The 25811-nt window shown below is 73.4% G+C and carries 22 protein-coding genes; 18 read left to right on the top strand and 4 right to left on the bottom strand.

Features of this window, described 5'->3' with window-relative positions:
• Nucleotides 1-105 precede the first annotated feature (105 nt).
• The 3 genes from IE096_RS22420 to IE096_RS22410 all read left to right on the top strand — a co-directional run bounded on the left by IE096_RS22420 (nt 106) and on the right by IE096_RS22410 (nt 2810).
• Nucleotides 106-1626 carry a flavin-containing monooxygenase gene (locus IE096_RS22420; RefSeq protein WP_189454520.1) on the top strand — a complete coding sequence of 507 codons (1521 nt, stop codon included), beginning with the start codon at nt 106-108 and terminating at the stop codon, nt 1624-1626.
• Nucleotides 1623-2543, top strand: a complete 921-nt coding sequence (locus tag IE096_RS22415; protein ID WP_189454518.1) for an SDR family oxidoreductase — start codon at nt 1623-1625, stop codon at nt 2541-2543. The genes IE096_RS22420 and IE096_RS22415 overlap by 4 nt, the downstream gene beginning before the upstream one ends.
• A gap of 78 nt (nt 2544-2621) precedes the next feature.
• The gene (locus tag IE096_RS22410; RefSeq protein WP_189454516.1) at nt 2622-2810 is read left to right on the top strand and encodes a hypothetical protein; all 189 of its coding nucleotides are present in this window, start codon (nt 2622-2624) and stop codon (nt 2808-2810) included.
• A 57-nt stretch (nt 2811-2867) separates the two neighbouring features.
• On the opposite strand, the gene IE096_RS22405 is transcribed toward IE096_RS22410, so the two are convergent.
• Nucleotides 2868-6128, bottom strand: coding sequence for a S41 family peptidase (locus IE096_RS22405; protein WP_189454514.1), 3261 nt, complete (start codon nt 6126-6128; stop codon nt 2868-2870).
• A 149-nt stretch (nt 6129-6277) separates the two neighbouring features.
• Between IE096_RS22405 and IE096_RS22400 the strand changes: the two genes are divergently transcribed.
• From IE096_RS22400 to IE096_RS22390, 3 genes are all read left to right on the top strand, one after another.
• Nucleotides 6278-6877 carry a TetR/AcrR family transcriptional regulator gene (locus IE096_RS22400; protein WP_189454512.1) on the top strand — a complete coding sequence of 200 codons (600 nt, stop codon included), beginning with the start codon at nt 6278-6280 and terminating at the stop codon, nt 6875-6877.
• 110 nt (nt 6878-6987) lie between these two features.
• A complete protein-coding gene (locus tag IE096_RS22395) occupies nt 6988-9183 on the top strand; it encodes an MMPL family transporter (protein ID WP_189454510.1) in 2196 nt (731 codons plus the stop codon).
• 304 nt (nt 9184-9487) lie between these two features.
• Complete coding sequence (locus IE096_RS22390; RefSeq protein WP_189454509.1) at nt 9488-10687, top strand: MarP family serine protease; 1200 nt, start codon at nt 9488-9490, stop codon at nt 10685-10687.
• Here IE096_RS22390 and IE096_RS22385 read toward each other — a convergent pair.
• The gene (locus tag IE096_RS22385; RefSeq protein ID WP_189454507.1) at nt 10684-11835 is read right to left on the bottom strand and encodes an HNH endonuclease family protein; all 1152 of its coding nucleotides are present in this window, start codon (nt 11833-11835) and stop codon (nt 10684-10686) included. The genes IE096_RS22390 and IE096_RS22385 overlap by 4 nt on opposite strands.
• Before the next feature lie 307 nt (nt 11836-12142).
• Here IE096_RS22385 and IE096_RS22380 point away from each other — a divergent pair, with 307 nt between their 5' ends.
• The 5 genes from IE096_RS22380 (at nt 12143) to IE096_RS22360 (ending at nt 16874) form a co-directional block, all read left to right on the top strand.
• A complete protein-coding gene (locus IE096_RS22380) occupies nt 12143-13186 on the top strand; it encodes an energy-coupling factor ABC transporter permease (RefSeq protein WP_189454505.1) in 1044 nt (347 codons plus the stop codon).
• A gap of 1 nt (nt 13187) precedes the next feature.
• Nucleotides 13188-13952 carry a cobalt ECF transporter T component CbiQ gene (gene cbiQ / locus IE096_RS22375; protein WP_189454503.1) on the top strand — a complete coding sequence of 255 codons (765 nt, stop codon included), beginning with the start codon at nt 13188-13190 and terminating at the stop codon, nt 13950-13952.
• Nucleotides 13949-14725, top strand: a complete 777-nt coding sequence (locus IE096_RS22370) for an energy-coupling factor ABC transporter ATP-binding protein (RefSeq protein ID WP_229820506.1) — start codon at nt 13949-13951, stop codon at nt 14723-14725. Before cbiQ ends, IE096_RS22370 begins: the two co-directional genes overlap by 4 nt.
• A gap of 96 nt (nt 14726-14821) precedes the next feature.
• On the top strand, nt 14822-15997 hold the full coding sequence (locus tag IE096_RS22365) for a serine hydrolase domain-containing protein (RefSeq protein ID WP_189454499.1): 1176 nt from the start codon (nt 14822-14824) through the stop codon (nt 15995-15997).
• Nucleotides 15998-16007: 10 nt separating this feature from the next.
• Entirely contained in the window at nt 16008-16874 is an 867-nt protein-coding gene (locus IE096_RS22360) for an SDR family NAD(P)-dependent oxidoreductase (protein ID WP_189454498.1), read from the top strand.
• Here the strand turns inward: IE096_RS22360 and IE096_RS22355 are convergent.
• Both IE096_RS22355 and IE096_RS22350 read right to left on the bottom strand, forming a co-directional pair.
• Nucleotides 16812-17165, bottom strand: coding sequence for a GntR family transcriptional regulator (locus IE096_RS22355; protein ID WP_189454495.1), 354 nt, complete (start codon nt 17163-17165; stop codon nt 16812-16814). The genes IE096_RS22360 and IE096_RS22355 overlap by 63 nt on opposite strands.
• A 1-nt stretch (nt 17166) precedes the next feature.
• On the bottom strand, nt 17167-18147 hold the full coding sequence (locus IE096_RS22350) for a hypothetical protein (protein WP_189454493.1): 981 nt from the start codon (nt 18145-18147) through the stop codon (nt 17167-17169).
• 102 nt (nt 18148-18249) lie between these two features.
• Between IE096_RS22350 and IE096_RS22345 the strand changes: the two genes are divergently transcribed.
• The 7 genes from IE096_RS22345 (at nt 18250) to IE096_RS22315 (ending at nt 25803) form a co-directional block, all read left to right on the top strand.
• The gene (locus tag IE096_RS22345; protein ID WP_189454491.1) at nt 18250-19065 is read left to right on the top strand and encodes a DUF6159 family protein; all 816 of its coding nucleotides are present in this window, start codon (nt 18250-18252) and stop codon (nt 19063-19065) included.
• A 106-nt stretch (nt 19066-19171) separates the two neighbouring features.
• Nucleotides 19172-20941, top strand: a complete 1770-nt coding sequence (locus IE096_RS22340; protein ID WP_189454489.1) for a dolichyl-phosphate-mannose--protein mannosyltransferase — start codon at nt 19172-19174, stop codon at nt 20939-20941.
• Between the two features lie 155 nt (nt 20942-21096).
• Nucleotides 21097-22743 (top strand): penicillin-binding transpeptidase domain-containing protein, encoded by a 1647-nt coding sequence (locus IE096_RS22335; RefSeq protein ID WP_189454487.1) that lies wholly within the window; start codon nt 21097-21099, stop codon nt 22741-22743.
• Between the two features lie 144 nt (nt 22744-22887).
• Nucleotides 22888-23739 (top strand): DMT family transporter, encoded by an 852-nt coding sequence (locus IE096_RS22330; RefSeq protein ID WP_189454485.1) that lies wholly within the window; start codon nt 22888-22890, stop codon nt 23737-23739.
• A gap of 92 nt (nt 23740-23831) precedes the next feature.
• Nucleotides 23832-24284, top strand: coding sequence for a DUF6299 family protein (locus IE096_RS22325; RefSeq protein ID WP_189454483.1), 453 nt, complete (start codon nt 23832-23834; stop codon nt 24282-24284).
• Between the two features lie 34 nt (nt 24285-24318).
• Entirely contained in the window at nt 24319-25170 is an 852-nt protein-coding gene (gene rsmI, locus IE096_RS22320) for a 16S rRNA (cytidine(1402)-2'-O)-methyltransferase (RefSeq protein ID WP_189454481.1), read from the top strand.
• A gap of 186 nt (nt 25171-25356) precedes the next feature.
• Nucleotides 25357-25803, top strand: coding sequence for a hypothetical protein (locus IE096_RS22315; protein WP_189454479.1), 447 nt, complete (start codon nt 25357-25359; stop codon nt 25801-25803).
• Nucleotides 25804-25811 lie beyond the last annotated feature (8 nt).

The following is a 25811-nucleotide window of genomic DNA, read 5'->3' as shown; positions in this document are numbered from 1 at the left end:
CTATCGCCGTGCCCCGTCCCTGCCCTACGCTCCGACCGTGCCAGTGAGCGCTGGCACGGTCGGGCGGCGGGTGCTTCTGTGGAACCGGGACCGGGAGGCGACGGCATGGTCGAGCACGAAGAGGTCGGACAGCGCGGACGGCACGTGCGCGTGGCGGTGATCGGGTCGGGGTTCGGCGGGCTGGGCGCGGCCGTGCGGCTGCGCCGCGAGGGCGTCACGGACTTCGTCGTCCTGGAGCGCGCCGACTCCGTCGGCGGCACCTGGCGGGACAACACCTATCCCGGTTGCGCCTGCGACGTCCCCTCGCACCTCTACTCCTTCTCCTTCGCCCCCAACCCCGACTGGCCGCGCAGCTTCTCGGGCCAGCCGCACATAAGGGCCTATCTGGAGCGGATGACGGACACCTTCGGGCTCCGCCCGCACCTGCGCTTCGGCTCCGAGGTGCTGGCGATGCGCTGGGACGCCGAGCGGCTGCTCTGGGAGATCCGCACCACCAAGGACGACTGGACCGCCGACGTCGTCGTCTCCGCCACCGGCCCGCTCTCCGACCCCCGCATCCCGGACGTCCCCGGGCTGGCGGACTTCCCCGGGCCCGTCTTCCACTCCGCCCGCTGGGACCACGACGCCGAGCTGCGCGGCAAGCGCGTGGCCGTGATCGGCACCGGGGCCTCGGCCGCGCAGATCGTGCCCGCGATCCAGCCCGAGGTCGCCCGGCTCACCCTCTTCCAGCGCACCCCGCCCTGGGTGCTGCCGCGCTTCGACCGCCGGATCACCGCCGCCGAGCGCTGGCTGCACGCGAAGGTCCCGGCCACGGGCCTGCTGCGGCGCGGTTCGCTGTGGGGCGTACGGGAGATGCAGGTCGGCCTGTTCACCAAGTGGCCCGACCGGCTCGGGCTGATGGAGCGCGTCACCGCCGCCCATCTGCGCAGGGCCGTCAAGGACCCCGCCCTGCGCGCCAAGCTGCTGCCCGACTACCGCATCGGCTGCAAACGCATCCTGCTGTCCGACGACTACTACCCCGCGCTCGCCCGCCCCAACGTCGACGTCGTCGCCTCCGGCCTCGCCGAGGTGCGCGGCGCGACGCTCGTGGCCGCCGACGGCACGGAGACGGAGGCCGACGTCGTCGTCTTCGGCACCGGCTTCCACACCACCGACATGCCGATAGCCGACCGCGTCACCGGCGCCAACGGCACGACGCTCGCGGAGGAGTGGGCGAAGGACGGCATGGCGGCCCTGCGCGGCGCCAGCGCCGCCGGGTTCCCCAACTTCCTCTTCGTCATAGGCCCCAACACCGGCCTGGGCAACAACTCGATGATCCTCATCATCGAGGCCCAGCTGAACTACCTGGCCGACTTCCTGCGCCAGCTCGACACCATCGGCGGCCGGGCCGCCCTGGACGCCCGCCCCTCCGCCGTCCGCGCCTGGAACCGCGGCGTCCAGCGCCGCATGGAGCGCACGGTCTGGAACACCGGCTGCGACAGCTGGTACCTCGACGCGCAGGGCCGCAACACCACGGTCTGGCCGGGCACCACGGCGGAGTTCCGCAAGGTCACCCGGCGGGTGGACCTCGCCGAGTACCAGCTGCTGAGAGCGCCCAGGACCGCGGTCGTGGGAGCCGCGCGATGAGGCCCCGGACGAGCCTCGACGGACAGGTCGCCGTCGTCACCGGCGCCGCGCGCGGCGTGGGGGAGTCGCTGGCACGGAAGCTGTCCGCGCGGGGCGCGAGCGTGGCGCTGGTGGGGCTGGAGCCCGACGAGCTGCGCCGGGTCGCCCGGACGCTGCGCGGCGACGCCGCCCACTGGCACGCCGACGTCACCGACCACGAGGCGATGGCGGGCGTGGCCGCGGAGGTCAAGGCGCGCTTCGGCAAGGTGGACGTCGTCGTCGCCAACGCCGGTGTCGCCGCCGGCGGCCCGCTGGCCGGCTCCGACCCGGCCGACTGGCGGCGGGTGATCGAGGTCAACCTCATCGGCAGCGCCGTCACCGGCCGCGCCTTCCTGCCCGTCCTCACCGAGAGCCGCGGCTATCTGCTGCAGATAGCCTCCCTCGCCGCGATCACCCCGGCGCCCATGATGACCGCGTACTGCGCGTCCAAGGCGGGCGTCGAGGCGTACGCGCACGGCCTGCGCGCCGAGGTCGCCCACAAGGGCGTGCGCGTCGGCGTGGCCTATCTGAGCTGGACCGACACCGACATGGTGCGCGGGGCCGACGAGTTCGAGGTGATGCGGGAGCTGCGGCAGCGGCTGCCGTGGCCGGCCAATCGCACGTACCCGCTGGGCCCGGCGGTCGACCGGCTGGTGACGGGCATAGAGCGGCGCTCCGCGCACGTCTACGGGCAGAGCTGGCTGCGCGCGCTGCAGCCGCTGCGCGGCGCGCTCCCGACGCTGGTCGCCCTGGGCGGCCCGCGCGAGATGCGGCGCGCCGAACCCCGCTTGGCCGGGGCACGGTTCGGGCTGGTCGGCGCGGGCGGGGAGGCGGACACCAAGGCGCGCACGGAGGCGCGTACGGAGGCCGACGCGGAGGCGGGCACGCAGCGTCACTGATCGACATGCGGGGGGCGCGGGGCCGTGTGAGGCTGGTCGCGGCCCACTTCCCCGATCACCCCTTAGGAGTGAGTACGCATGGGCATCAAGGACGAGATGCAGGGCAAGGCCCAGCAGGCCAAGCAGAAGGCCCAGCAGGCCAAGGAGAAGGCCCAGCAGCGCGGCCAGCAGACGCAGGACAAGGTCAAGGGCCAGCAGCAACAGCAGCAGCGCCAGCAGCAGCAGGGCCGGCAGGAGTCCCTGGACGACATCCAGGACGACATCTGACGACACCGTAGTGAAGGGCGCGCCCAGCAGCAGGGCGCGCCCTTCACTCGTGCGTGCTCACCCGCGCGGCGGGAGCTTCGGGCGGCGCAGGTCGGGGACGTCGGAGTAGTCGGGCGGGTTCGTCGCACCGTGCTGTTCCAGCAGGTCCAGCGCCACCCGTACCGCGTCGTCCAGTTGCTTGTGGCGGCCCTCCGCCCAGTCGAGCGGGGTCCGGTCGACCTCGATGTCGGGCTCGACGCCGTGGTTCTCCACCCCCCAGCCGTAGGCGTCGAACCAGGCGGCGTTCATCGGGACGGTGATGGACGTGCCCTCGCCGAGCCGGTGGCGGCCGGTCATGCCGACGACGCCGCCCCAGGTGCGCAGGCCGACGACCGGGCCGATGCCCTGGAGCTTGAACGCGGCGGTGATCATGTCGCCGTCGGAGGAGGTCATCTCGTCGGCGATGGCCACGACCGGTCCGCGCGGCGCGTTGGAGGCGTACGAGACGGGCTGGGCGTCGCGGGTGAGGTCCCAGCCGATGATGGTGCGGGTGAGCTTCTCCACCACCAGCTCGCTGATGTTGCCGCCCGCGTTGCCGCGCACGTCCACGATCAGGGCGGGCCGTGACATCTCCATCCGCACGTCGCGGTTGAACTGGGCCCAGCCGGAGCCGCCCATGTCGGGGATGTGGAGGTAGCCGCACTTGCCGTCGCTGAGCTCGTGGACGACCGCGCGGCGCTTGGTCACCCAGTCCTGGTAGCGCAGCGGCCGTTCGTCGATGAGGGGGACGATCGCGACGCGGCGCGGGTGGCCGTCCGGTTCGGGCGGGCGGAAGGTGAGCTCGACGGTCGTGCCGCCCGCCGCCGCGAGCAGCGGGTACGGGCCGGTGACCGGGTCGACGGGGCGGCCGTCGACGTGGGTGAGCGCCCAGCCCTCGCGGATGCCCGAACCGGCCAGCGGGGAGCGGGCCTTGGAGTCGGAGGAGTCGCCGGGCAGGACGCGGCGCACGGTCCAGGAGCCGTCCTTCTGGTGGGTGAGGTTGGTGCCGAGCAGGCCGATGGCGCGCTGGTAGTGGGGCGGCCCCTCGTTGCGGCGGGCGGGGGTGACATAGGCGTGGGAGGTGCCCAGCTCGCCGAGGACCTCGCGGAGCAGGTCGGCGAACTCGTCGGGGGAGGCGACGCGTTCGAGCAGCGGCCGGTACTGCTCCAGCACGGCGTCCCAGTCGATGCCGCACATGCCCGGTTCCCAGAAGTAGGCGCGGACGATCCGGCCCGCCTCGGCGTAGGCCTGCCGCCACTCGGCGGCGGGGTCGGCCTCGTGGAGGATGCGCCGCATGTCGATGTAGACGGTCGAGTCGGGGTCGGGGGTGTCGGTGGCGGGGACGACGCGCAGGTCGCCGTCGTCGTTGACGACGAGCCGGGTGCCGTCGCCGCTGACCGCGTACCAGTCGAGGGACGAGGTGAGTTCGGTGCGCTTGGCCTTGACCAGGTCGAAGTGTTCCAGCGTGGGCTTGCCGGAGACGTCGGTGGGGCTGGCGAAGGTCTCGCCGAGGGCGCCGGAGATGGGCCAGCGCAGCCACACCAGGCCGCCGCCGGCGACGGGGTGGAGCGAGGAGTACTTCGAGGCGGCCACCGGGAACGGCGTCACCCGGCTCTCCAGCCCCTCCACCTCCACGACCAGCGCGCCCTCGTGGTCCCCGGTGTCGTCCAGGTCGAGCCCGCCACCCGCCGGCCGGCCCTCCGTGGACAGCGCGAACGGCGAGGGCGTGGCCGAGGACAGCGGGACGAGGTAGGGGCGGCAGCCCAGGGGGAAGGAGAGGTCGCCGGTGTGGACGTCGTACACCGGGTCGAAGCCGCGCCAGGAGAGGAAGGCCAGATAGCGGCCGTCGCGGGTGAAGACGGGCTGCTCGTCCTCGAAGCGGCCGTTGGTGACGTCGACGATCAGCCGGTCGGCCAGCCGGGAGATCTTGATCTGCCGCAGGGAGCGCCCGACTCCCGGGTGGGACCAGGTCAGCCAGCCGGAGTCGGGGGAGAAGGCCAGGTCGCGCACGGGCCCGTTGGCCGACTTGATCAGCTCCGTGACCTCGCCCGTCCCCTCGGCCGAGGCGTCCACGAGCAGCAGCCGCCCGTCGTGCGCGGCGACGGCCAGTCGCTCGCCGTCGGGCGAGGACAGCAGCTCCTGCACCCGGCCCAGCCGCCCGCCGGCCAGCCGGCGCGGCTCGGAGGGGCCGGAGGCGCGCGGCAGTTGGGCGATCTCGATGGCGTCCTCGCCCTCGGCGTCCGTCACATAGGCGATCCGGCCGGTGGAGCCGAGCATCTCGGGCAGCCGCGTGCGTACGCCCGGGGTGTCGGCGATGGCGCGGGCCGGGCCGTCGCGGTGGGTGAGCCAGTACAGGCTGCCGCGCACCCCGACGGCACTGGCCCGGCCGGTGGTGTCCACGGCCAGCGAGCCGACGTTCTGGGCCGCGTGCACCTGGTACGGGCGCCGCCCGGCGCGCGGCCCGCCCAGGCGCAGGTCCAGCCGGCGCGGGACGGCGCCCGGGGAGAAGTCCTCCACCAGCCACACCTCGCCCGCGCACTGGTAGACGACGCGGGAGCCGTCGGTGGCGGCGTGCCGGGCGTAGAAGTCGGCGTGGTCGGTGTGTCTGCGCAGATCCGAACCGTCGGGCCGGCAGGAGTAGAGGTTTCCGATGCCTTCGTGGTCGGAGAGGAAGGCGATCCGGCCGTCGACGAACATCACCGAGTCCAGGTGGCCGCCCAGGTCCGGCACCAGCCGGGTGCCGTGGAGCCACAGCCGGCCCGTCGCCCCGCCCCGGTAGCGCTTCCAGGACGCCGGCTCGTGCGGCGGCTTGCCGGCCAGCAGCAGGGTGCGGTGCTCGCCGTCGACCTCGCCCATCGCGATGTCGGACACCGGACCCCAGGGCAGCCGCAGCCCGGGGCCGCCGGCGGTGGGCAGCCGGTAGGCCCAGGAGAAGTACGAGAACGGCTGGCCGTGCGAGGAGACGGCGAGGATGTCGTGGCCGCCGTTGCGGTCCGAGGGCGCCCAGCCGCAGACCCGGGTGTCGGTGCTGCCCCAGTAGCTCAGCCGGCGGGCGGGCCCGCCCTCGATGTCCACGAGGTGGATCTCCGGATCCAGACTGCGCCAGTTGGTGAAGGCGATGTGGCGCCCGTCGGGGGAGAAGCGGGGGTGTCCGGCCCGGGTGCGGTCCACGGTCAGCCGCCAGGCCCGCCCGGCGGCGGCCCCGGGCGGCCCGAGCGGGGCCAGCCAGAGGTCGTCCTCCGCCACGAAGCAGAGAAGGTCGCCGTGGACGTGCGGGAAGCGGATGTAGGCATCGCTCACCCGTCAATCGTTTCGGCCCGGGGATCCCCCGGCAACTCGGTTCGTGACGGAGAACACCATCGAAACGATGTCGTTTCGATGGCGCCCGGGCTTACGCTCGTACGGTACGAAACCGTTTCGTACGACGACGGGGGGAAGGAAGATGCGGTATGGCCACGGAACCACCCAAGCCGGCGGTCCGCCGCACGCGGCTGACCCCCGAACGCGAGGCCGAGCTCTACGAGGCGGTGCTCGCGATCCTGCGCGAGGTCGGCTACGACGCCCTGACCATGGACGCCGTCGCCGCCCGGACGCACTCCAGCAAGGCGACCCTCTACCGCCAGTGGCGGGGCAAGCCGGAGCTGGTCGCCAAGGCCCTGCGGCACAACAAGCCTGGCAGCCTGGAGGGCATCGACACCGGCACGGTGCGCGGCGACCTCCACGCCATGGTGTGCCAGGCCGACACCGAGCAGATGGAGAAGGACACCGCCCTGCTCCGCGGGCTCGGGCACGCCGTGCACACCAACCCGGAACTCCACCGGGCGCTGCGCGAGGTGCTGATCGAGCCCGAGATGGGGTGGCTGGACGAGATGCTCCGGCGCGCGGTCCGGCGCGGTGAGCTGGCGGCGGACAACCCCGCCATCCCGTTCGTCGCGCACATGATGATCGGCGGCTTCCTGGCCCGTCCGCTCATCGAGGACCAGGCGCCCGACGCCGAGTTCCTCACCCGCTACGTCGACGCCGTGATCATCCCCGCTCTCGGCGTATGACCACCCCCCACGTACACCCACACTGAGGCCCCACCTGACGTACCGCTCCCGTCGGGCTGGTTCCCACTTCCAGTTCCCTGCACCACCGATCCGACGGGAGCACCACACTCGTGGCCACGTTCCTCTACAGACTCGGAAGGCTGTCCTTCCGACGGCGCTGGTACTTCGCCCTCATATGGGTGCTGCTGCTGGTACTGGCCGGGGCGGGCGCCGCCACGGCGTCCAAGTCCACCAACAACGACTTCTCCATACCGGGCACGGAGGCCCAGCAGGCCTTCGACCTCCTGGAGAAACGATTCCCCGGTAATACCGAGCAGAACGCCTCCGCCCGCGTCGTCTTCAAGGCCCCGGCGGGCCAGAAGCTCACCGACCCCAAGAACAAGGCGGCCGTCGAGAAGGTCGTCGCCGAGATCAAGCGCGGCCCCCAGGTGGCCATGGCGGTCGACCCGTTCCAGGGCCAGGCCGTCAACAAGGACCAGGCCATCGGGTACGCCTCCGCCGCGTACAAGGTCAAGTCCACGGACCTCACCGAGGACACCCGCACCGAGCTCAAGGACGCCGCCCAGCACGGCCGCGACGCCGGGCTGACCGTCGAGGTCGGCGGCAGCGTCCTCCAGCAGATGCCCGAGGGCGGCTCGGAGATCATCGGCATCGCCGTGTCGGCGGTCGTCCTCGTGATCACCTTCGGCTCGCTGGTCGCGGCCGGGCTCCCGCTGCTCACCGCCATCATCGGCGTGGGCATCGGCGTCTCCTCGATCGCCGCCCTGGCGCCCGTGCTGGACCTCTCCGCCAACACCTCGACGCTCGCCATGATGATCGGCCTCGCGGTCGGCATCGACTACGCCCTCTTCATCGTCTCCCGCTACCGCGCGGAGCTCGCCGAGGGCCGGGAGCGCGAGGAGGCGGCGGGCCGCGCCGTCGGCACCGCCGGTTCCGCGGTGGTCTTCGCGGGCCTCACCGTCGTCATCGCGCTGGCCGGCCTCGCGGTCGTCAACATCCCGATGCTGACGAAGATGGGCATGGCGGCGGCCGGCACGGTCACCATCGCCGTCCTCATCGCCCTGTCGCTCATCCCCGCGCTGCTGGGCTTCGCGGGCAAGCAGGTGCTGCCCCGCAAGATCCGCAAGGGCGGCCCCGCCGCGGCCGCCGGCGACAAGCCCAACATGGGCACCCGCTGGGCCCGCGTCGTGCTGCGCCGCCCGCTGCTGGTGCTCGCGGCCGGTGTGATCGGCCTCGGCGCGATCGCCGTGCCCGCCGCCTCCCTGGAGCTCGGCCTGCCCGACGACGGCGCCGCCTCCAAGAGCACCACCCAGCGCAAGGCCTACGACCTGCTGAGCGAGGGCTTCGGCCCCGGCTTCAACGGCCCGCTGCTGAACGTCGTGGACCTGAAGGACGCCAAGGACCCCAAGGCCGCGGCGCAGAAGGCGCACGACACCCTGGCGAAGCTCGACGACGTCGCCATGGTGACCCCCGCGCAGTTCAACAAGGCCGGTGACACGGCCACCCTGCTGGTCATCCCCAAGTCCAAGCCCACCAGCAAGCAGACCGAGGACCTGGTCCACGCGATCCGCGGCGAGCGCGACGCGCTGGCCTCGGACACCGGCGCGAAGGTCCTCGTCACCGGCGGTACGGCGATGAACATCGACGTCTCGCAGAAGCTCAACGACGCGCTGCTGCCCTACCTGGGGCTCGTCGTCGGTCTGGCCTTCCTGCTGCTGATGGTCGTCTTCCGGTCCGTCCTGGTGCCGCTGAAGGCCGCGCTGGGCTTCCTGCTGTCGGTGGTCGCCGCGCTCGGCGCCGTCGTCGCGGTCTTCCAGTGGGGCTGGCTCGGCTCGCTCTTCGGGGTCGAGGAGACCGGCCCGATCATGAGCATGATGCCGATCTTCATGGTGGGTGTCGTCTTCGGTCTGGCCATGGACTACGAGGTCTTCCTCGTGACCCGGATGCGCGAGGCCTTCGTCCACGGCGAGCGCCCGGGCGAGGCCATCGTGACCGGCTTCCGCCACGGCGCGCGGGTCGTCACGGCGGCGGCCATCATCATGATCAGCGTCTTCGCGGGCTTCATCGGCTCGTCCGAGCAGATGATCAAGATGATCGGCTTCGGCCTGGCGATCGCGGTGTTCTTCGACGCGTTCGTGGTCCGGATGGCGATCGTGCCGGCGGTCCTCGCCCTGCTGGGCAAGACGGCCTGGTGGCTGCCGGGGTGGCTGGCGAAGGTGCTGCCGAACGTGGACGTGGAGGGTGAGGCCCTCCAGAAGACGCTCGCGCCTTCCGCCGACGAGGAGCGTGAGCCGGTCCGCGTCTGACGCGGCATTCCCGGTGCCTCGCGGCCCGGTGGTACCGTCCCGCTTCGGCGGGGTCCGGCACCGCCGGGCCGCTTGTTTTCGGGCCGGGCGCCGTCGCGGCGGAGAAAGGGACCCCGGTCCCGCCCTTCCACCGTTTCCCGGGGCTTCGCCCCCGGACCCCCCTGGGCGGCCCCCGGTGGGGGGCTGCGTGGGGTACGCCATGAATTCGGGCGGAATGGGAACCGCCACCCGCTGTGCCTGCGTTTTCCTAAGTCCACGCAGGTGGGCGCGGTCGGGGGACGCGTGTGAAGGAAAGGGCTTCGCGTTGAACCTGATCGATGTGCTGCTGTTGCTGCTCGTCCTCTGCTACGCCGTGTCCGGCTACCGCAGGGGCCTGGTGGCGAGCGTCGTGCTGTTCGCCGGGTTCCTCGGCGGCGCGGTGCTGGGCGTGTGGGCGCTGCCCTACGCCCTGGAGCCCTTCGAGCCCGGTACGTCCCTGGCGGCCGTCGCCGCCGTCCTGGTCGTGCTGATCCCGGCCGTGATCGGCCACGCCGTCGCCGGCCGGTTCGCCTGGCGGCTGCGGTCCCGGCTGACGTGGGCGCCGGTGCGCGGCCTCGACGGCATAGCCGGCGCGGCCGCCGCCTCACTGGCCGTGCTGCTGGTCGGCTGGGTGGCCGCGAGCGTGCTCGTCTCGGCGAACTCCGCCTCCCTCACCCGGGAGATCAAGGAGTCGAAGCTGCTGGGCGCGGTGCACCGGGCGATGCCCGAGCAGGCGCCCACCTGGTTCAGCCGGACGACGGACGCGCTGGCCGGGGCCGGGTTTCCCCAGGTGTTCAACCCCTTCGAGAGCGAGCCCGCCACCAGCGTCCCCAAGCCCACCGGGGACATGGTGACCGCGGACGCGAGCCGGGCCGCCCGGCGCAGCGTCGTCAAGGTCGAGGGCGTGGCGAACGTCGGCGGCGACGGGCGGCGCGGCCAGGAGGGCAGCGGTTTCGTCTTCTCCCACGAGCACGTGATGACCAACGCCCACGTGGTCGCCGGCGTCAGCGACCCGACCGTGAAGGTCGGCGGCGTCGGGCGGGCGTACAACGCGAAGGTCGTCCTCTTCGACCCGGACACGGACGTCGCCGTCCTGGACGTCCCCGGCCTGGACGCGCCCGTGCTGCCCTTCGACAAGACCGCCAAGCGCGGCGACGCGGCCGTCGTCGCGGGCTTCCCCGAGAACGGCGGGCTCGACCTGCGCGCGGCGATCGTCGCCAACGAGGTCCGGGCCAAGGGCCAGGACATCTACGGCGACGGCATCACCACGCGCGAGGTCTTCTCCGTCCGCTCCACGATCCGCCCCGGCAACTCGGGCGGACCGCTGCTGACCCCCACCGGGAAGGTGTACGGGGTGGTCTTCGCCCGCTCCACGACGGACGCGGAGACGGGCTATGTGCTGACCGCCGACCAGGTCGCCGACGCCGCCCGGCGGGCGGCGCAGGCGACCGCGCCGGTCAGCACCGGCAGCCGGGCGGCTCTTTAGCGGTCCGCTCTTTCCTCGCGGTCCTCGCGGTCCTGGCGGGCGGGCTGGTCGTGGCGGTCGGGCCGGTCGTCGCGGTCGTGACGGGCGGGCTGGTCCTGGCGGTCCTGACCGTTCTGACGATCGGGCCGGTCCTGGCGGTCCTGGCCGTTCTGGCGGTCGGGCCGGTCCGGCCGGGCCTTCGCCACGCAGCCCTCCACCACCTGCCGCAGTTTCTCCTTCTCCGACTTGGTGACGCTCAGCCCGTAGTAGTCCTTCACCCCGATCCACGCCTGGACGTAGGGGCACTCGGCGGCGCCCGGCGGCAGCCACTTCTCCGGCCCCTTGTCGCCCTTGCGGCGGTTGCTCCATGTGGACACCACGACCAGCTCGGGCGAGGCGGTGATGTCGTTGGCGAACTCCAGCCGCTTCTCCGGCGACCAGTTGCTCGCGCCGGATCCCCACGCGTTGCGCAGCGGCACGATGTGGTCGACGTCGACGTGGAGGGGGTCGGCCATGTTCCGGTTGTCGTACTCGCTGTGCCACTGGCCGCCGGTGACCCGGCAGGCGCCGTCGAGCACGACCGGGACCAGCGACTGCTGCTTGAGGGCGACGTCACGGGTGGTGCACCGGTGGACGCCGTGGAGGGCCCAGCACGCCTGGCCGCCGAACTTCGTCCGGGCGTAGCCCTTGTCCTCGTACGGGCGGACGTCGAGGTTGTCCAGCAGGTGCGCGGCCTCGTCGGCGTCCGGGATGTTCTTGGGCCACTTCACCGGGACCGCGGCCCCTTCCGCGGCCGTCCTGGCCGCTGCCCTCGCCGCCGCCCTGGTCTTCGCCCTGGTCTTCGCGGCCGGCTTCGCTCCCGACTTCCCCGCCGCGCGGGTGTCGCCGCCGCCCGCCGGGGGCGTCTTCGGCGGCGGGGGCTTGGGCGGCTCGGTCCTGGGGGGATCGCTGTAGACGTCGCCCTCCCACGACGCCGGGCCCTCGCAGTCGGTCTCGTCGTAGTCCGCGGGCACGTGGCCCGTCGCGGGCCGCGCGTGGCCCGGCCCGGGCGTCGGCGCGCCGCGGGCGGTGGCGCCCGGGACCGCCGCCAGGAGCAGGGCGCCGACGGCGACGGTGGACGCGAGCAACGGCCTCCGGAAACCGCGCACGGATATCTCCTGCGATCGCATGGGACCTCCTTCGGTGGCGCCGCGGAGCCGACATGGCCGCGGAGCTGACATGGCCGTCATGACGAGTGAACAGATGAACGGGACATATGCCGTGCAGGTGGGCGAATCACTCGACTGGCCCCGGAAATGAGCCGTCCGTTCCGTCGGTGGGGCGCGGGCCCCGGCGAGGGGCGCGCAGTCGCGCCGCACACGCTCTTGCCACTGATTCGCAGGACGCCCCTATCATCGAGCGGTTCACGGCCGGACCGACGGCCGGACATCACGGCCGCCCCGGGTGGCCGGAGAGACGGAGAGACGGAGAACCGTCATGCACGTACCCGACGGGTTCATCAACGCCCCGGTGTCCCTGGCGACCGGGGCCGTCGCCGCGTCCGCCGTCGCGGTCTGCCTGCGCGGCGCGCGGCGCGAGCTGGACGAGCGCGCCGCGCCGCTCGCGGGGCTGGTGGCGGCGTTCATCTTCGCCGTGCAGATGCTGAACTTCCCCGTCGCGGCGGGCACCAGCGGCCATCTGCTGGGCGGAGCGCTCGCGGCGATACTCGTCGGCCCCTACACAGGGGTCCTCTGTATATCCGTGGTGCTGTTGATGCAGGGCGTGCTGTTCGCCGACGGCGGGCTCACGGCTCTGGGCGTCAACATCACCGACATGGCGGTGGTCACGACGGTCGTCGCCTACGCCCTCTTCCGGCTGCTGGCGAAGGCACTGCCCCGGCGCCGGTCCTCCGTGACGGCCGCCGCCTTCGTGGCCGCGCTGGTGTCCGTCCCGGCGGCGGCCGGCGCGTTCACCCTGATCTACGCGCTGGGCGGCACCACCGACGTGCCCATCGGCAAGGTCGCCACGGCGATGGTCGGCGTGCACGTCCTCATCGGCGTCGGCGAGGCCGTCATCACGGCGCTGACCGTGGGCGCGGTCGTGGCCGTCCGCCCCGACCTGGTCTACGGGGCGCGGGGGCTGGCCAAGCCGCTGGAGATCCGCAGGGCGGACGGGACGGTCGTCCCCGTCGAGGTGTCGAAGGCCGCCCCCCGCCCGGTCCGCAAGATCGCCGGCGTGGGTCTCGTGCTGGCCCTGGCGCTCGCCGGGTTCGTCAGCTACTACGCCTCCACCAGCCCGGACGGACTGGAGAAGGTCGCCCACGACAAGGGCATCGACACCAGGACCGAGCAGCACGCGGCCAAGGACTCCCCGCTCGCGGACTACCAGGTCAAGGACGTCGGCGACGCCCGGCTCTCCGGCGGGCTGGCCGGTGTGATCGGCGTCGGGGCCACCCTCGCGGTCGGCACGGGCGTCTTCGTGGTCGTCCGCCGCCGCCGGAACCGGGCGGAATCCGCTGCTCCCGTCTCCGAGACCGTCTGACATGGGTGCCGGACACGCCCACAAGCTCTACCGGCACGCCCGCTCGCCGGTCCACGAGCTGCCGCCGCACTGCAAGCTCGCCGCCGTCTTCTGCTTCGTCCTCGTCGTCGTCGCCACACCGCGCGAGGCGGTGTGGGCCTTCGGGCTGTACGCGCTGCTGCTCGCGGCCGTCGCGGGCGCGGCCCGGGTGCCGTACGGCTTCCTGCTGCGGCGGCTGCTGATCGAGGTGCCGTTCGTCGCGTTCGCGCTGCTGATGCCGTTCGTCGTCCCCGGCGAGAAGGTCGGCGTGCTGGGGCTGTCGCTCAGCGAGCCGGGGCTGTGGGGCGCCTGGAACATCCTCGCCAAGGGCACCCTGGGCGTCGCCGCCTCCGTGCTCCTCGCCGCGACGACCGAGCTGCGGGCGCTGCTGCTGGGGCTGGAGCGGCTGCGGATGCCGCCGCTGCTCGTCCAGATCGCGTCCTTCATGATCCGCTACGGCGATGTGGTCACGGACGAGATGCGGCGCATGCGCATCGCCCGGGAGTCGCGCGGCTTCACCGCGCGCGGGGTGCGCCACTGGGGGGTGCTGGCCAAGTCCGCGGGGGCGCTGTTCATCCGCTCGTACGAGCGCGGTGAGCGCGTCCACCTGGCGATGGTCAGCCGGGGGTACACGGGCGTGATGCCCGTGATCGACGACGTGACCGCGACCCGTGCGCAGTGGACGCACGCGGCCGCGCTGCCGCTGGCCGCGCTGGCGGTCTGCCTGACGGGATGGACCCTGACATGACCCTTTCCCTCGAGACCCCTTCCCTCGAGGTCTCCGGACTGGCCTTCGCCTACCCCGACGGCCACCAGGCCCTCTTCGGCGTCGACCTGACCGTCCGGCGCGGGGAGCGGGTGGCCCTCCTCGGCCCCAACGGCGCCGGGAAGACCACCCTCGTCCTCCACCTCAACGGCATCCTCGGCGGCGGCGACGGCAGCGGCGTGGGCTCGGTGCGGGTGGCCGGGCTGCCGGTGACGAAGCCGAACCTGGCCGAGGTGCGGCGCCGGGTCGGCATCGTCTTCCAGGACCCGGACGACCAGCTGTTCATGCCGACCGTCCGCGAGGACGTCGCCTTCGGCCCGGCCGCCGCCGGGCTGCGCGGGGCGGCGCTGGAGGAACGCGTCCACGCCGCCCTGGAGCGGGTCGGCATGGCGGACTTCGCCGACCGGCCCCCGCACCACCTGTCCTTCGGGCAGCGGCGCCGGGTGGCGGTGGCCACGGTCCTGGCCATGGAGCCGGAGATCCTCGTCCTCGACGAGCCCTCCTCCAACCTCGACCCGGCCTCCCGGCGCGAGCTCGCCGACATCCTGCGCTCGCTGGACGTGACCGTGCTCATGGTCACCCACGATCTGCCGTACGCGCTGGAGCTGTGCGAGCGCTCGGTGATCCTCAGCGGCGGCGTCATCGCCGCCGACGGGCCCACCGGGGAGCTGCTGTGCGACGAGGACACCATGCGGGCCCACCGCCTGGAGCTGCCGTTCGGCTTCGACCCGCGCTCGGTGGTCATGGGGAGGTGACCCATGGGAGGGTGACCCCCGTCCACGACCACTTCCGGGCACGTTGCACCATGGTGGATGGATTTGTAGTGATCGGCACAGTGGGAGCGGAAGACAGTGGTGGACGTCCAGGGCGCGGTGGCGGACGGCTTCGAGCCGGTCCGGGACGCCTTCGCGGAGAACTTCGCCCGGCGCGGTGAGCGCGGCGCGGCCGTGACGGTCTACCGGGACGGCCGGAAGGTCGCCGACCTGTGGGCCGGCACGCGCGACGCCGACGGCGGCGAGGAGCCCTGGCGGCACGGCACCGCCCAGATCGTCCGCTCCGCCACCAAGGGCGTCGCCGCCGCCGTCCTCCTCCTGCTGCACCAGCGCGGCCAGGTGGACCTGGACGCGCCCGTGGGCACGTACTGGCCCGAGTTCAAGGCGGCCGGCAAGGAACGGGTCCTCGTCCGCCACCTGCTCGCGCACCGCGCGGGGCTGCCCGTGCTGGACACCCCGCTCACGCCCGCCGAGGCCATCGACGGTGTCAGCGGCCCGCGCGCCCTCGCCGCGCAGGCCCCCGCCTGGGAGCCCGGCACGGACCACGGCTACCACGCCCAGACCTACAGCTGGCTGCTCGGCGAGCTGGTGCCGCGCGTGACCGGGCGGTCCCTGGGGGCGTGGGTGGCCGAGGAGATATCCGGGCCGCTGGGCCTGGATCTGTGGATCGGCCTGCCGGACGCGGAGCGGCACCGCGTCGGCCGGATCGCCGACATCGAGGCGCCCGCCGCGCCCGCCGCCGCCGGGCTGCGCGTCCGCCCCAAGGCGACCGTCGCCGACGCCTACCGCGACCCGGACTCGCTGACCCGCCGCGCCTTCGGCGCGATCACCCCCGCCGCCGACGAGAACGACCCGGCCTACCGCGCCGCCGAGCTGCCCGCCTCCGGCGGCATCGCCACGGCCGACGCGCTGGCCCGCTTCTACGCCTCGCTGATCGGCCCGGTCGACGGTGGCCGCCGGCTCTTCGCCCCGGCGACGCTGACCCTGGCGCGCACCGAGGAGTCGGCGGGCCCGGACCGCGTCCTCGTCGTCAACACCCGCTTCGGCCTGGGCTACATGCTCCACGGCCCGGCGTCCCCGCTGCTGGCCCCCGGCTCCTTCGGCCACCCCGGCCGCGGCGGCTCCCTGGCCTTCGCCGACCCCGAGTCGGGCGTCGCCTTCGGGTACGTCACCAACGGCATGCAGAAGAACGTCACGGCGGACCCGCGCGCCCAGGCGCTGGTCCGGGCGGTTGCGCGGTCGCTGGCGGGGTAAAGCTGGCCGCATGACCGGAAGGTTCGAGGGCTACGCGGTACTGATCACGGGCGCGGGCCGGGGCATCGGCGAGGCCACGGCGCGCCGCTTCGCCTCGGAGGGCGCGCGCGTGCTCGTCACCGACCTGGACGGCGAGCGCGCGGCGCGGGCCGCGGCGGGCCTGCGCGGTGACGGGCTCACCGCCGACGCGCTCGCCTGCGACATCGGCGACAGGACGGCCGTCGAGGCAGCGGTGGCCTTCGCCGCCGACCGCTACGGGCGCCTGGACGTGCTGGTCAACAACGCCTACTCCTTCCACCCGGACCCGCCGCTGGTCGAGGACTTCGAGGACGAGGCGTGGGCCCGCGACCTCGACATCACCCTCACCGGGGCCTTCCGGTGCGTGCGGGCGGCGATGCCGCTGCTGTCGGCGGCGGGCGGGCGCGCCTCCGTCATCAGCGTCGGTTCGGTCAACGGCGAGCAGGACTTCGGCAACCACGCCTACAGCGCCGCCAAGGCGGGCCTGGCCGGCCTGACCCGGACGCTGGCCGGCCACTGCGCGGCCCGGGGCGTCCGGGTCAACCTCGTGGCGCCGGGTACGATCCGCACGCCCGGCTGGGCGGGCCGGGAGGCGTCGCTGGACCGGGCGGCCGCGCACTACCCGCTGGGGCGGGTCGGGCGGCCGGAGGACATCGCGGCGGCGGTGGCCTTCCTGGCCTCGCCGGACGCGTCGTGGATCACGGGGGTGACGCTGCCGGTGGACGGCGGCATCCTGATCGGGAACGTGGGGCTGAGGCGGGCGCTGAGACGCGACTCGGCCGAGGACTCAGCGGACTCAGCCGAGGGACGTCCTGACCAGGTTCAGGATGTCGTCGTCGGAGAGCCCGAGCGCCCGTGACTCGGCGACGAGCTCCCGCGCCCGCGCGGTGAGCCGGGCCCGCCCGGGGGCCGGGCCGCCCGTCACCACGGCCCCGCGCCCCCGGCGCAGTTCGATGAGTCCTTCGTCGCGGAGCTGCTGGTAGCCGCGCAGCACGGTGTGCATGTTGACGCCGAGGGACGCGGCGACCTCCCGCGCGGACGGCAGCCGCTCGCCGGGGCGCACGGAGCCGTCGGCGATGGCGCCGCGCAGCCCGCCGGCGATCTGCTCGCCGAGGGGGACGGGGGAGGAGGGATCGACGCGGAACAACATGTCAGGCCCGTCCTCCGATGGAACGCTCCCTGTCGGCCAGGGTATTGAGCAGGGCGGCGGCGGTGGCCGCGTCGTCGACGGTGACGACGAACTCGCTGCCGTTGGTGAGGCGGGCGCTGATCGCGTCGCCGGAGCGCAGCACGATACCGCTGATGCCGGGATGGGCCCGGTAGCCCCAGCCGCCGAGGTCGCGCAGGGCGTCGACGGAGCGGTGCGTGGCCTCCTCGATCCGCTCCAGCGGGACGTTCAGGCGCGGCCAGGGCAGCGCGGCGGGCGTGACGGTGATGCCGCGCCGGTCGGCGCTGACGCGCACCCGGCACAGGAGGACCAGCGGCACGCCGAAGGCGGCGCAGATCAACGCGGCGGGCCAGCCCGCGACGAACCCGATGAGCGCCGCGCCGGCCAGCGTGATCGCCCCGACGCCGACCTGTGCGCGCGAGCCGACGACCCGGGTCCAGCCGGCGCTCTCGCTCTCGGCGAGGGGCAGCCGCGCGGCATCGGCGGGCACGGGTCCGGTGGCGGGGGCAGGGGTCTCGCCCCGGCCGGCGGCCAGCCAGCCGAGCACGCCGTACACGAGCGCGGCGGCGAAGCCGGCGGCCGCCAGCCGGCCGGGGAGCGTGACCGAGGCGGCGTCACCGTCCGCGCCGACCTCGGCGTTGGCGCGGACGATGGCGACGACGATCCACCCGAGGGCCACGGCCATGCCGCCCCCGGCCGCGGCGACCCCGCGCTGCTGCCCGGGCGCCGACCGCGTCAGCCACGTCAGGAAGGCGAACACCGCGCCGATGGCGAGGAACACGCCGAGGGAAACACCGAGGAACGCCCCCGGATCGTCGAACCCGTCGGCTTTGTCGCCGGGGCCGATGTGCGTGGCCATGGGATCCGGCAGCCGGTCGCGGAGCGAGCGGTAGGAGACGGTGACGGCGGCGCAGGCGAGGGGATAGGGGAGGACGGCGACGAGGACGCGGCGTGCGGTGGACATGGCACCTCTAGTTGTTTGCATAGTAATAGAACAAGCTCAGCTTGTAATCCCTGCTGCCCGTCGTGGAAGGATGCGGCTCTTGTTTGGCTGAAAAGAGGTGGCATGAAACGCGGAATCGTCAGAACGGCCTTCGGGGTGCTGAAGCGCAGGCCCGCGCTGCTGTGCTTCCCGGCGATGAACGTCGCCGCCCTGGCGGCGGTCGTGACGGCCGCCTGGCTGCTGCCCCTGAGCGGCGTCCGCGACCGGGCGCTGAACGACGAGGCGCCGACGACACCTCAGACGGCCGTGGTGCTCGCCCTGCTGGCCCTGCTGTCCTGCGTGGGCACCTACTTCACCGCCGCACTGCTCCACTCCGTGCACGCCCTGCTGGAGGACCGCCGTCCCACGATCCGCGCCTCCCTGGGCGCGATGCTGCGCCGCATGCCGGTACTCGCCTGCTGGAGCGTGCTCGGCAACTCGATCGGGGTGCTGCTGCGGATCGCCGAGTCGACGGTCGGGGTCTCCTGGCTCTTCGACATGGCCGGGCTGTCCTGGTCGCTCCTGACCTACTTCGCGCTCCCCGTCCTCGTCGCCGAGGGCACCGGCCTGCTCACGACCCTGCGCCGCTCCCTGGCCCTCGGCCGCCGGGAACTGGGCGCCCAGCTCGCCGGATTCACCCGGGTGCTCCTGACCACGGTTCTCGTGGCCTTCGTGGGCGTGGCGGCGCTGATCCTCGCGGTCGAGACGGACGACGTCGCGGTCATGCTCGCGGTGGCGGGCGGAGTGATCGTCCTGTGGCTCCTGGTGGGCATCGCCTCGTCCACCCTGTCGGGCATCTACCGCATGACCCTCTACCACCGCGCGTCCACGACCCCCCTCCCGCCCACCCTGCCCCGCCACTCCACCCTCCCGGCCGCCCAGGTGGGCTTCCGCCCGTGAGGGGCGGGCGGAACCAGCGCGAACCTCGACCCGTAAGCCGACCCGGTGTGGGGTTCCGCTGCCGCGCCCTCCGCGTCCTCACAGGTCCGTTCCCTACGATGGCGCGGTGACCAGTGACACCGCGACGCATCCCGGGCAGGGCCGGACGACGGACGAGCAGCCGCTTCCTTGGCAGCGCAGACTCCGCCGGTTCGGGTATCGGGGGGGTGTGGCGCGGCCGGATGTGCGGGAGCGGCTCGTGCCCGCGTTTCCCGAGCCCGGGACGCGGGTGTGGGAGGCGATGGGGGCCGGGCCGGGGGCGGCGCGGGTGCTCGCGCGGTCCATGGGGTGGGCCGGGCCGCTGGTCGTGGCGCTGTTCGCGGGGCTGCTCCGGTTCTGGAATCTGGGCTCCCCGAACGCCGTCATATTCGACGAGACGTACTACGCCAAGGACGCCTGGGCGCTGCTGAAGCGGGGCTACGAGGTCGACTGGAACAGCGTCAAGGACGTCAACGACCAGATCGTCGCCGGGCACGTCGCCGTTCCCGACGCCGCCGGGTACGTCGTCCACCCGCCGGTCGGCAAGTGGGTCATCGCGCTCGGCGAGTGGATGTTCGGGCTGAACCCCTTCGGCTGGCGGTTCATGGTCGCCGTGCTCGGCACCCTGTCGGTGCTGATGCTGTGCCGGATCGGGCGACGGCTGTTCCGGTCGACGTTCCTGGGGTGCCTCGCCGGGGCACTGCTCGCCGTCGACGGGCTGCACTTCGTCATGAGCCGCACGGCGCTGCTCGACACCGTGCTGATGTTCTTCGTGCTGGCCGCCTTCGGCTGTGTGCTCGTCGACCGCGACAAGGCGCGGGCCCGGCTCGCCGCCGTCCTCCCGGAGCGGGAGGACGGCACCCCCCTGCCCGACGCCGAGGTCGGCGACCGGCTGCGGCTGGGGTGGCGGCCCTGGCGGCTGGCCGCCGGGGTGTTCCTCGGGCTGGCCTTCGCCACCAAATGGAACGGCGGCATCTACCTCGCCGCGTTCGGCCTGATGATCGTGCTGTGGGACGTCGGCTCCCGCCGCCTCGCCGGCGCCCGGCGGCCCTGGCTGTCCACGCTGCGGCGCGACGTGCCCTGGGCGTTCGTCTCGACCGTGCCGGTCGCGGTCGGCGTGTACGTCGCCTCCTGGACGGGCTGGTTCACCCACAGCGGCACGTACAGCAGGACCGCCGGCTGGCAGCACAGCGGCTACGCCCGGCACTGGGCCGAGACCGAGGGCGGCCAGAGCCCGGACGGCTTCCTCGCCGGCGTCCTCAACCCGCTGCGCAGCCTGTGGCACTACGAGCGGCAGGTGTGGGACTTCAACACCACCCTCTCCTCGCCGCACACCTACCAGTCCAACCCCTGGAGCTGGCTGGTCCAGTCCCGCCCGGTCTCGTACTTCTACGAGTCCCCCAGGCCCGGTAACAGCGGCTGCCCCATCGACACGACCGACAAGTGCGCCCGCGAGGTCCTCGCGCTGGGCACCCCGCTGCTGTGGTGGGCGGGCTGCTTCGCGGTCGTCTATCTGCTCTACCGGTGGGCGCTGCGCCGCGACTGGCGGGCGGGCGCGGTGCTGTGCGGCGTCATGGCCGGATATCTCCCCTGGTTCATGTGGCAGGAGCGAACGATCTTCGTCTTCTACGCGGTCGTCTTCGTGCCCTTCCTCTGCCTCGCGGTGGCCATGATGGTCGGGGCGATCCTCGGCCCGCCCGGAGCCCCCGAACGGCGCCGCGCGCTGGGCGCCGTCGGGGCGGGCGTGCTCGTCCTGCTCATCGTCTGGAACTTCGTCTACTTCTTCCCGATCTACACCGGCCAGGCCATCCCCATGGACGCCTGGCGCAACCGGATGTGGTTCGACACCTGGATCTGACCGGGAGCCGGTCCCCTTCCCGCGAGCGCCGTTTGACGGGCCGTCTGGTTCAAGCGGCTGTTTCCGGTCGTTTCGCACCGTGCGTCACCCCCATCCCGTAGAGTGCCGTCCGAGGTTTTAATCAGGTGATTAAAACCAGGAGGGGGCAGGGGAACATGCGCACTGGCGCGAAGATCGCGATAGGTGTCGCCACCGTGACGGTGGTGGGCGCGGCCGGGCTGGGGGCCTACAACCTCGTCGACGCCGTCACGGGAGACGGCGCGGGCGGCCTGCGGGCCGAAGCCGCGCCGGCGCGGACCGGGCCGCCGACATCCGGCGAGACCGAGAAGACCGCGCGCGACTTCCTCGCCGCGTGGGCGGCCGGGAACACCGCCAAGGCCGCCGGCCTCACCGACGACGCCCAGGCGGCGGCCACCGCCCTGACCGCCTACCGCGACTCCGCACACGTCGAGAAGGTGTCGTTCAAGCAGGGGACGGCCGTCGGCACGAAGGTGCCCTTCTCCGTCAGCGCCGAGGTCGTCCACGGCAAGCAGCGCACCACCTGGACCTACGACTCCTCGCTCGACGTCGTCCGCGCCACCGCCGACGGCGGCCGGGCCAAGGTCGGCTGGCGGCCCGCCGTCGTCCACCCCGAGCTCACCGCCGGCCGGACGCTGCGCACCGGCGCCACCGAGGAGCCGAAGGTCGTCGCCGTCGACCGCGGCGGCGCCGAGCTCGACCCCAAGGACCACCCGTCGCTGGCGTCCGTCCTGCCCGACCTCCGCAAGAAGTACGGCGAGAAGGCGGGCGGCGAGCCCGCCGTCGCCGTCCGGCTCGAAGGGCCCGCGGGCACGGCGTCCAAGAACCTCCACGTCGTCTCCGAGGGCAAGCCCGGCAAGCTGCGCACCACCATCGACGCGGGCGTCCAGCGCGCCGCCGAGGCCGCGGTGAACAGGTACAACGACGCCTCCGTCGTGGCCGTGAAGGCGAGCACCGGCGAGATCCTCGCCGTCGCCAACTCCAAGAAGGGCGGCTTCAACGCCGCCCTGGGCGGTACGACGGCACCCGGCTCCACGATGAAGATCGTGACGTCCGCGCTGCTGCTGGAACAGGGCAAGGCCGCACCCTCCAAGTCCCTGCCGTGTCCGAAGAACGCCACCTACGGCATGACCTTCCACAACGTCGAGAACAGCGAGAACCCCCGGGCCACCTTCGCCCAGGACTTCGCCGCCTCCTGCAACACCGCCTTCATCTCCTTCGCCGGACAGCTCTCCGACAGCGCCCTCGCCGACGAGGCCCGCGACGTCTTCGGGATCGGCCTGGACTGGAAGACCGGCGTCCCGACGTTCGACGGCCGGGTGCCCACCGACGGCGGCGCGGGCCGGGCCGCGGCCCTCATCGGCCAGGGCCGGGTGCAGATGAGCCCCCTCAACATGGCGTCCATAGCGGCGACCGTCCGCGAGGGATCGTTCCACCAGCCGTACTTCGTCGACCCGTCCCTGGACGGCCGGCAACTCGCCCGCGCCGCCCGCCCGCTGGCCCCCGGCGCCGCCCGCGACCTGCGCTCGATGATGCGGCTCACCGCCGTCTCCGGCACGGGTGCCAAGGCGATGGCCGGCCTCGGCGGCGAGATCGGCGCCAAGACGGGCTCGGCGGAGGTCGACGGGCAGACCGCGCCCAACGGCTGGTTCGCCGCGTACCGCAACGACGTGGCGGCGGCCGCCGTCGTCCCGCAGGGCGGCCACGGCGGCGACTCGGCCGGCCCGGTCGTCGCGGCCGTGCTGCGCGCCGAGGCCAGGCCCGGACCCGAGGTCACGGGCTGACGCGACGGCCCGACGTGCCAGGGCGGACGTCACACGGTTCGGGTGACGGAAACGACATCGCCCGCCCCCGGTGGCGCCGCTAGCGTCGGGCGTCATGAGCATTCCGTCCCGCATACCCGACCGCCGGGCCGGGGGTGGTGGCACGTGACGCCGCTCGTCGCCGTCGCCGTCCTCATCGCCGCCGTCACCCACGCCAGTTGGAACGCGATCGCCCACGGCATCAGGGACCAGCTCCTCGCCTTCACCCTCGTGGGCGGCGGCGGGGCGCTGTGCGGGGCGGCGCTGCTGCCGTTCGTACCGACGCCCGCCGCCGGGGCCTGGCCGTACCTGCTCGCCTCGGCCGTCCTCCACACCGTCTACCAGGCCCTGCTCATGCGGTCGTTCGCCCTCGGCGACTTCGGCCAGATGTACCCGATCGCCCGGGGTACCGCCCCGCTGGCGGTCACCGGCCTCGCGGCGCTCTTCGCCCACGAGGTCGCGGGCGGCCGTCAGCTCGCCGGCGTCGCCGTCGCCTCGGCCGGGCTGACCGGCCTCGCCCTGTGGGGCATCCGGGGCTCGGGCGCCCGGCCCCGGTGGGCGGCGATCGGGGCGGCCGTCGCCACCGGGCTCGCCATCGCCTCGTACACGGTCGTCGACGGCCTGGGCGTACGGGCCGCGGGCTCCTCGCTCGGATACATCTCCTGGCTGATGGTCCTGGAGGGGCTGGTGATCCCCGCCTGGGCGGTGGCCGCCCGGCGCGGCGCCCTGCTCGCCCAGATCCGCCCCTTCGCCGTACGCGGGCTGCTCGGCGGACTGCTGTCCGTCTTCGCCTACGGGCTGGTGCTCTGGGCGCAGACCCGGGCGCCCCTCGCCCCGGTCGCGGCGCTGCGCGAGTCGTCGATCATCGTGGGCGCGGCGATCGGCGCGGTCGTGATGAAGGAGCGGTTCGGGGCGCCGAGGATCGCCGCGGCGGGGCTGATGGTCGTCGGCATCGGGCTGATGCTGCACGCGGGCTGACGGCTCGTACGAACCCGTACGGCTCGTCGTGACGCGCCGCCGCGCGGGTGAGGTGCGGACGCCGGAGCGGATGGTTCCGGTATCCCTGGCCCATGCGCATCCGCATCGTCCACCACAGCATCGCGGCGGGAATCCTCGCCGGCCTGGCCGCGGCCGCCCCCGTGGCCGCCGCGCCCGCCCCCCGGTCCACGGGCGCCATGACCATCGACCCCACCGCCACCCTCGCCCCCGACGGCACCCTCACCATGACGGGCACCTACCGCTGCAAGGTCGTCGAGCACACCGGCACCGTCTACGTCGCCAGCAACGTCCTGCAGCACGCCCACACCGAGGGCATCGGCGGCAGCAAGGCCGTCTGCGACGGCGCCCGGCACCGGTGGCGCAACTCCGCCCGGCCGAACGGGGCGTCGCTCCGGCCGGGCCCGGCACGGGCGGACGGCACGCTGCTGCAGATCAGCCGCGACCGGGGCGGGATTCCGCTGCCGCGCTTCCTGACGGTGCTCCCGGAGCGGGAGATCAAGATCGTGCGGGCCGTCCGGGGCTGAGGCCCGGGCCCCGGCGAGCTGCGAGGATGGGAGCGTGACTGGAACTCTCGTACTCGCAGGAACCCCCATCGGCGACGTCGCCGACGCGCCCCCGCGGCTGGCCGCCGAGCTCGGCGCCGCCGAGGTGATCGCCGCCGAGGACACCCGCCGGCTGCGCCGGCTGACCCAGGCGCTGGGGGTGCGGACCACCGGCCGGGTGGTCTCCTACAACGAGGTCAACGAGTCCGCCCGGACCCCCGATCTGGTCGAGGCCCTCGTGGGCGGGGCCCGGGTGCTGCTGGTCACCGACGCGGGGATGCCGTCCGTCTCCGACCCCGGCTACCGGCTCGTCGCGGCCGCCGTGGAGAAGGGCGTCAAGGTCACGGCCGTGCCGGGCCCCTCCGCGGTGCTCACCGCGCTGGCGGTCTCGGGCCTGCCCGTGGACCGCTTCTGCTTCGAGGGCTTCCCGCCCCGCAAGGCGGGCGAGCGGCTGAGCCGGCTGCGCGAGGTGGCCGGCGAGCGCCGCACGCTCGTCTACTTCGAGGCCCCGCACCGCCTCGACGACACGCTCGCCGCGATGGCCGAGGTCTTCGGCGCGGACCGCCGCGCCGCCGTGTGCCGGGAGCTGACGAAGACCTACGAGGAGGTCCGGCGCGGCCCCCTGGCCGAGCTGGCGGCCTGGGCGGCCGAGGGCGTCCGGGGCGAGATCACGATCGTCGTCGAAGGGGCCCCCGACAGGCCCGAGGAAGTGGACGCCGCCGAGCTCGTCCGGCGCGTACGCGCCCGGGAGGAGGCGGGCGAACGCCGCAAGGAGGCGATCGCGGCCGTGGCGGCGGAGACAGGCCTACCCAAGCGGGACGTGTTCGATGCGGTCGTAGCAGCAAAAAATGCCGCACAGCGGGATTGACAGTAAGGTAAAGGGCTAACCTGAAAAGCAAAGCCCTGGCATGGCAGCCAACGCTTTCGGGCATGGAGCCGCCAAGTTTGTCCCAATTCGTGGGTCAGGCTGCTGCGCCGTCGCCGGTATGGGCGTTCCCTGGTGGTGGGACGTCCGGTCCCGGAGAGACTTGTCCAGCGGACAAGAGGAGCTGCCATGAGCGAGACCGCAGGAGCTTCGAACGGAGCCCAGCGCGCGACCCGCACGGCGACGGAACAGACCGCCGCCGCGTTCGAGCCGGCCCACGAGTCGTACTCCTTCGTATGCATGCGATGCGGGAGCGGCTGGGAGCAGTCGTACGAGATAAGGCACCACGTGGACGCGAAGGGCCTGCCCTTCGTCACCTACTACGCGGACGACCGGCGCGTGCCGTCGCCGCTCACCCGGCCGACCTGCGTCAACTGCGGAGCGCACACGGTGCGCATCATGCGGTCCGGGCAGGTGTCCGTGGTCGCCGACGCCCTGCACCTCCACGAGCGCACGTCCGTCCCGGCGACCCTCCAGGCGGCCGCCGGACCGCTGCACGACGGCGGCACCCACGAGCCCCGCGAGGGGCACCACTGGCACCTCTCCGACCTGCTGCGGCCCTTCCACCGGAAGTGACCCCGGCC

The organism is Streptomyces abikoensis (assembly GCF_014648775.1).
Classification (GTDB): Bacteria; Actinomycetota; Actinomycetes; order Streptomycetales; family Streptomycetaceae; genus Streptomyces; species Streptomyces abikoensis.
Note: the sequence above shows the minus strand (reverse complement) of the source record. Positions and strands in the feature narration are given on the sequence as shown.

Coding starts and splice junctions, on each gene's coding strand:
- IE096_RS22380 (WP_189454505.1), top strand. CDS start 12,143: ATGCACGTACCCGACGGGTTCATCAACGCCCCGGTGTCCCTGGCGACC.
- IE096_RS22370 (WP_229820506.1), top strand. CDS start 13,949: ATGACCCTTTCCCTCGAGACCCCTTCCCTCGAGGTCTCCGGACTGGCC.
- IE096_RS22315 (WP_189454479.1), top strand. CDS start 25,357: ATGAGCGAGACCGCAGGAGCTTCGAACGGAGCCCAGCGCGCGACCCGC.
- IE096_RS22335 (WP_189454487.1), top strand. CDS start 21,097: ATGCGCACTGGCGCGAAGATCGCGATAGGTGTCGCCACCGTGACGGTG.
- IE096_RS22325 (WP_189454483.1), top strand. CDS start 23,832: ATGCGCATCCGCATCGTCCACCACAGCATCGCGGCGGGAATCCTCGCC.
- IE096_RS22420 (WP_189454520.1), top strand. CDS start 106: ATGGTCGAGCACGAAGAGGTCGGACAGCGCGGACGGCACGTGCGCGTG.
- IE096_RS22360 (WP_189454498.1), top strand. CDS start 16,008: ATGACCGGAAGGTTCGAGGGCTACGCGGTACTGATCACGGGCGCGGGC.
- IE096_RS22400 (WP_189454512.1), top strand. CDS start 6,278: ATGGCCACGGAACCACCCAAGCCGGCGGTCCGCCGCACGCGGCTGACC.
- cbiQ (WP_189454503.1), top strand. CDS start 13,188: ATGGGTGCCGGACACGCCCACAAGCTCTACCGGCACGCCCGCTCGCCG.
- IE096_RS22350 (WP_189454493.1), bottom strand. CDS start 18,147: ATGTCCACCGCACGCCGCGTCCTCGTCGCCGTCCTCCCCTATCCCCTC.
- IE096_RS22385 (WP_189454507.1), bottom strand. CDS start 11,835: ATGCGATCGCAGGAGATATCCGTGCGCGGTTTCCGGAGGCCGTTGCTC.
- IE096_RS22415 (WP_189454518.1), top strand. CDS start 1,623: ATGAGGCCCCGGACGAGCCTCGACGGACAGGTCGCCGTCGTCACCGGC.
- IE096_RS22410 (WP_189454516.1), top strand. CDS start 2,622: ATGGGCATCAAGGACGAGATGCAGGGCAAGGCCCAGCAGGCCAAGCAG.
- IE096_RS22345 (WP_189454491.1), top strand. CDS start 18,250: ATGAAACGCGGAATCGTCAGAACGGCCTTCGGGGTGCTGAAGCGCAGG.
- IE096_RS22355 (WP_189454495.1), bottom strand. CDS start 17,165: ATGTTGTTCCGCGTCGATCCCTCCTCCCCCGTCCCCCTCGGCGAGCAG.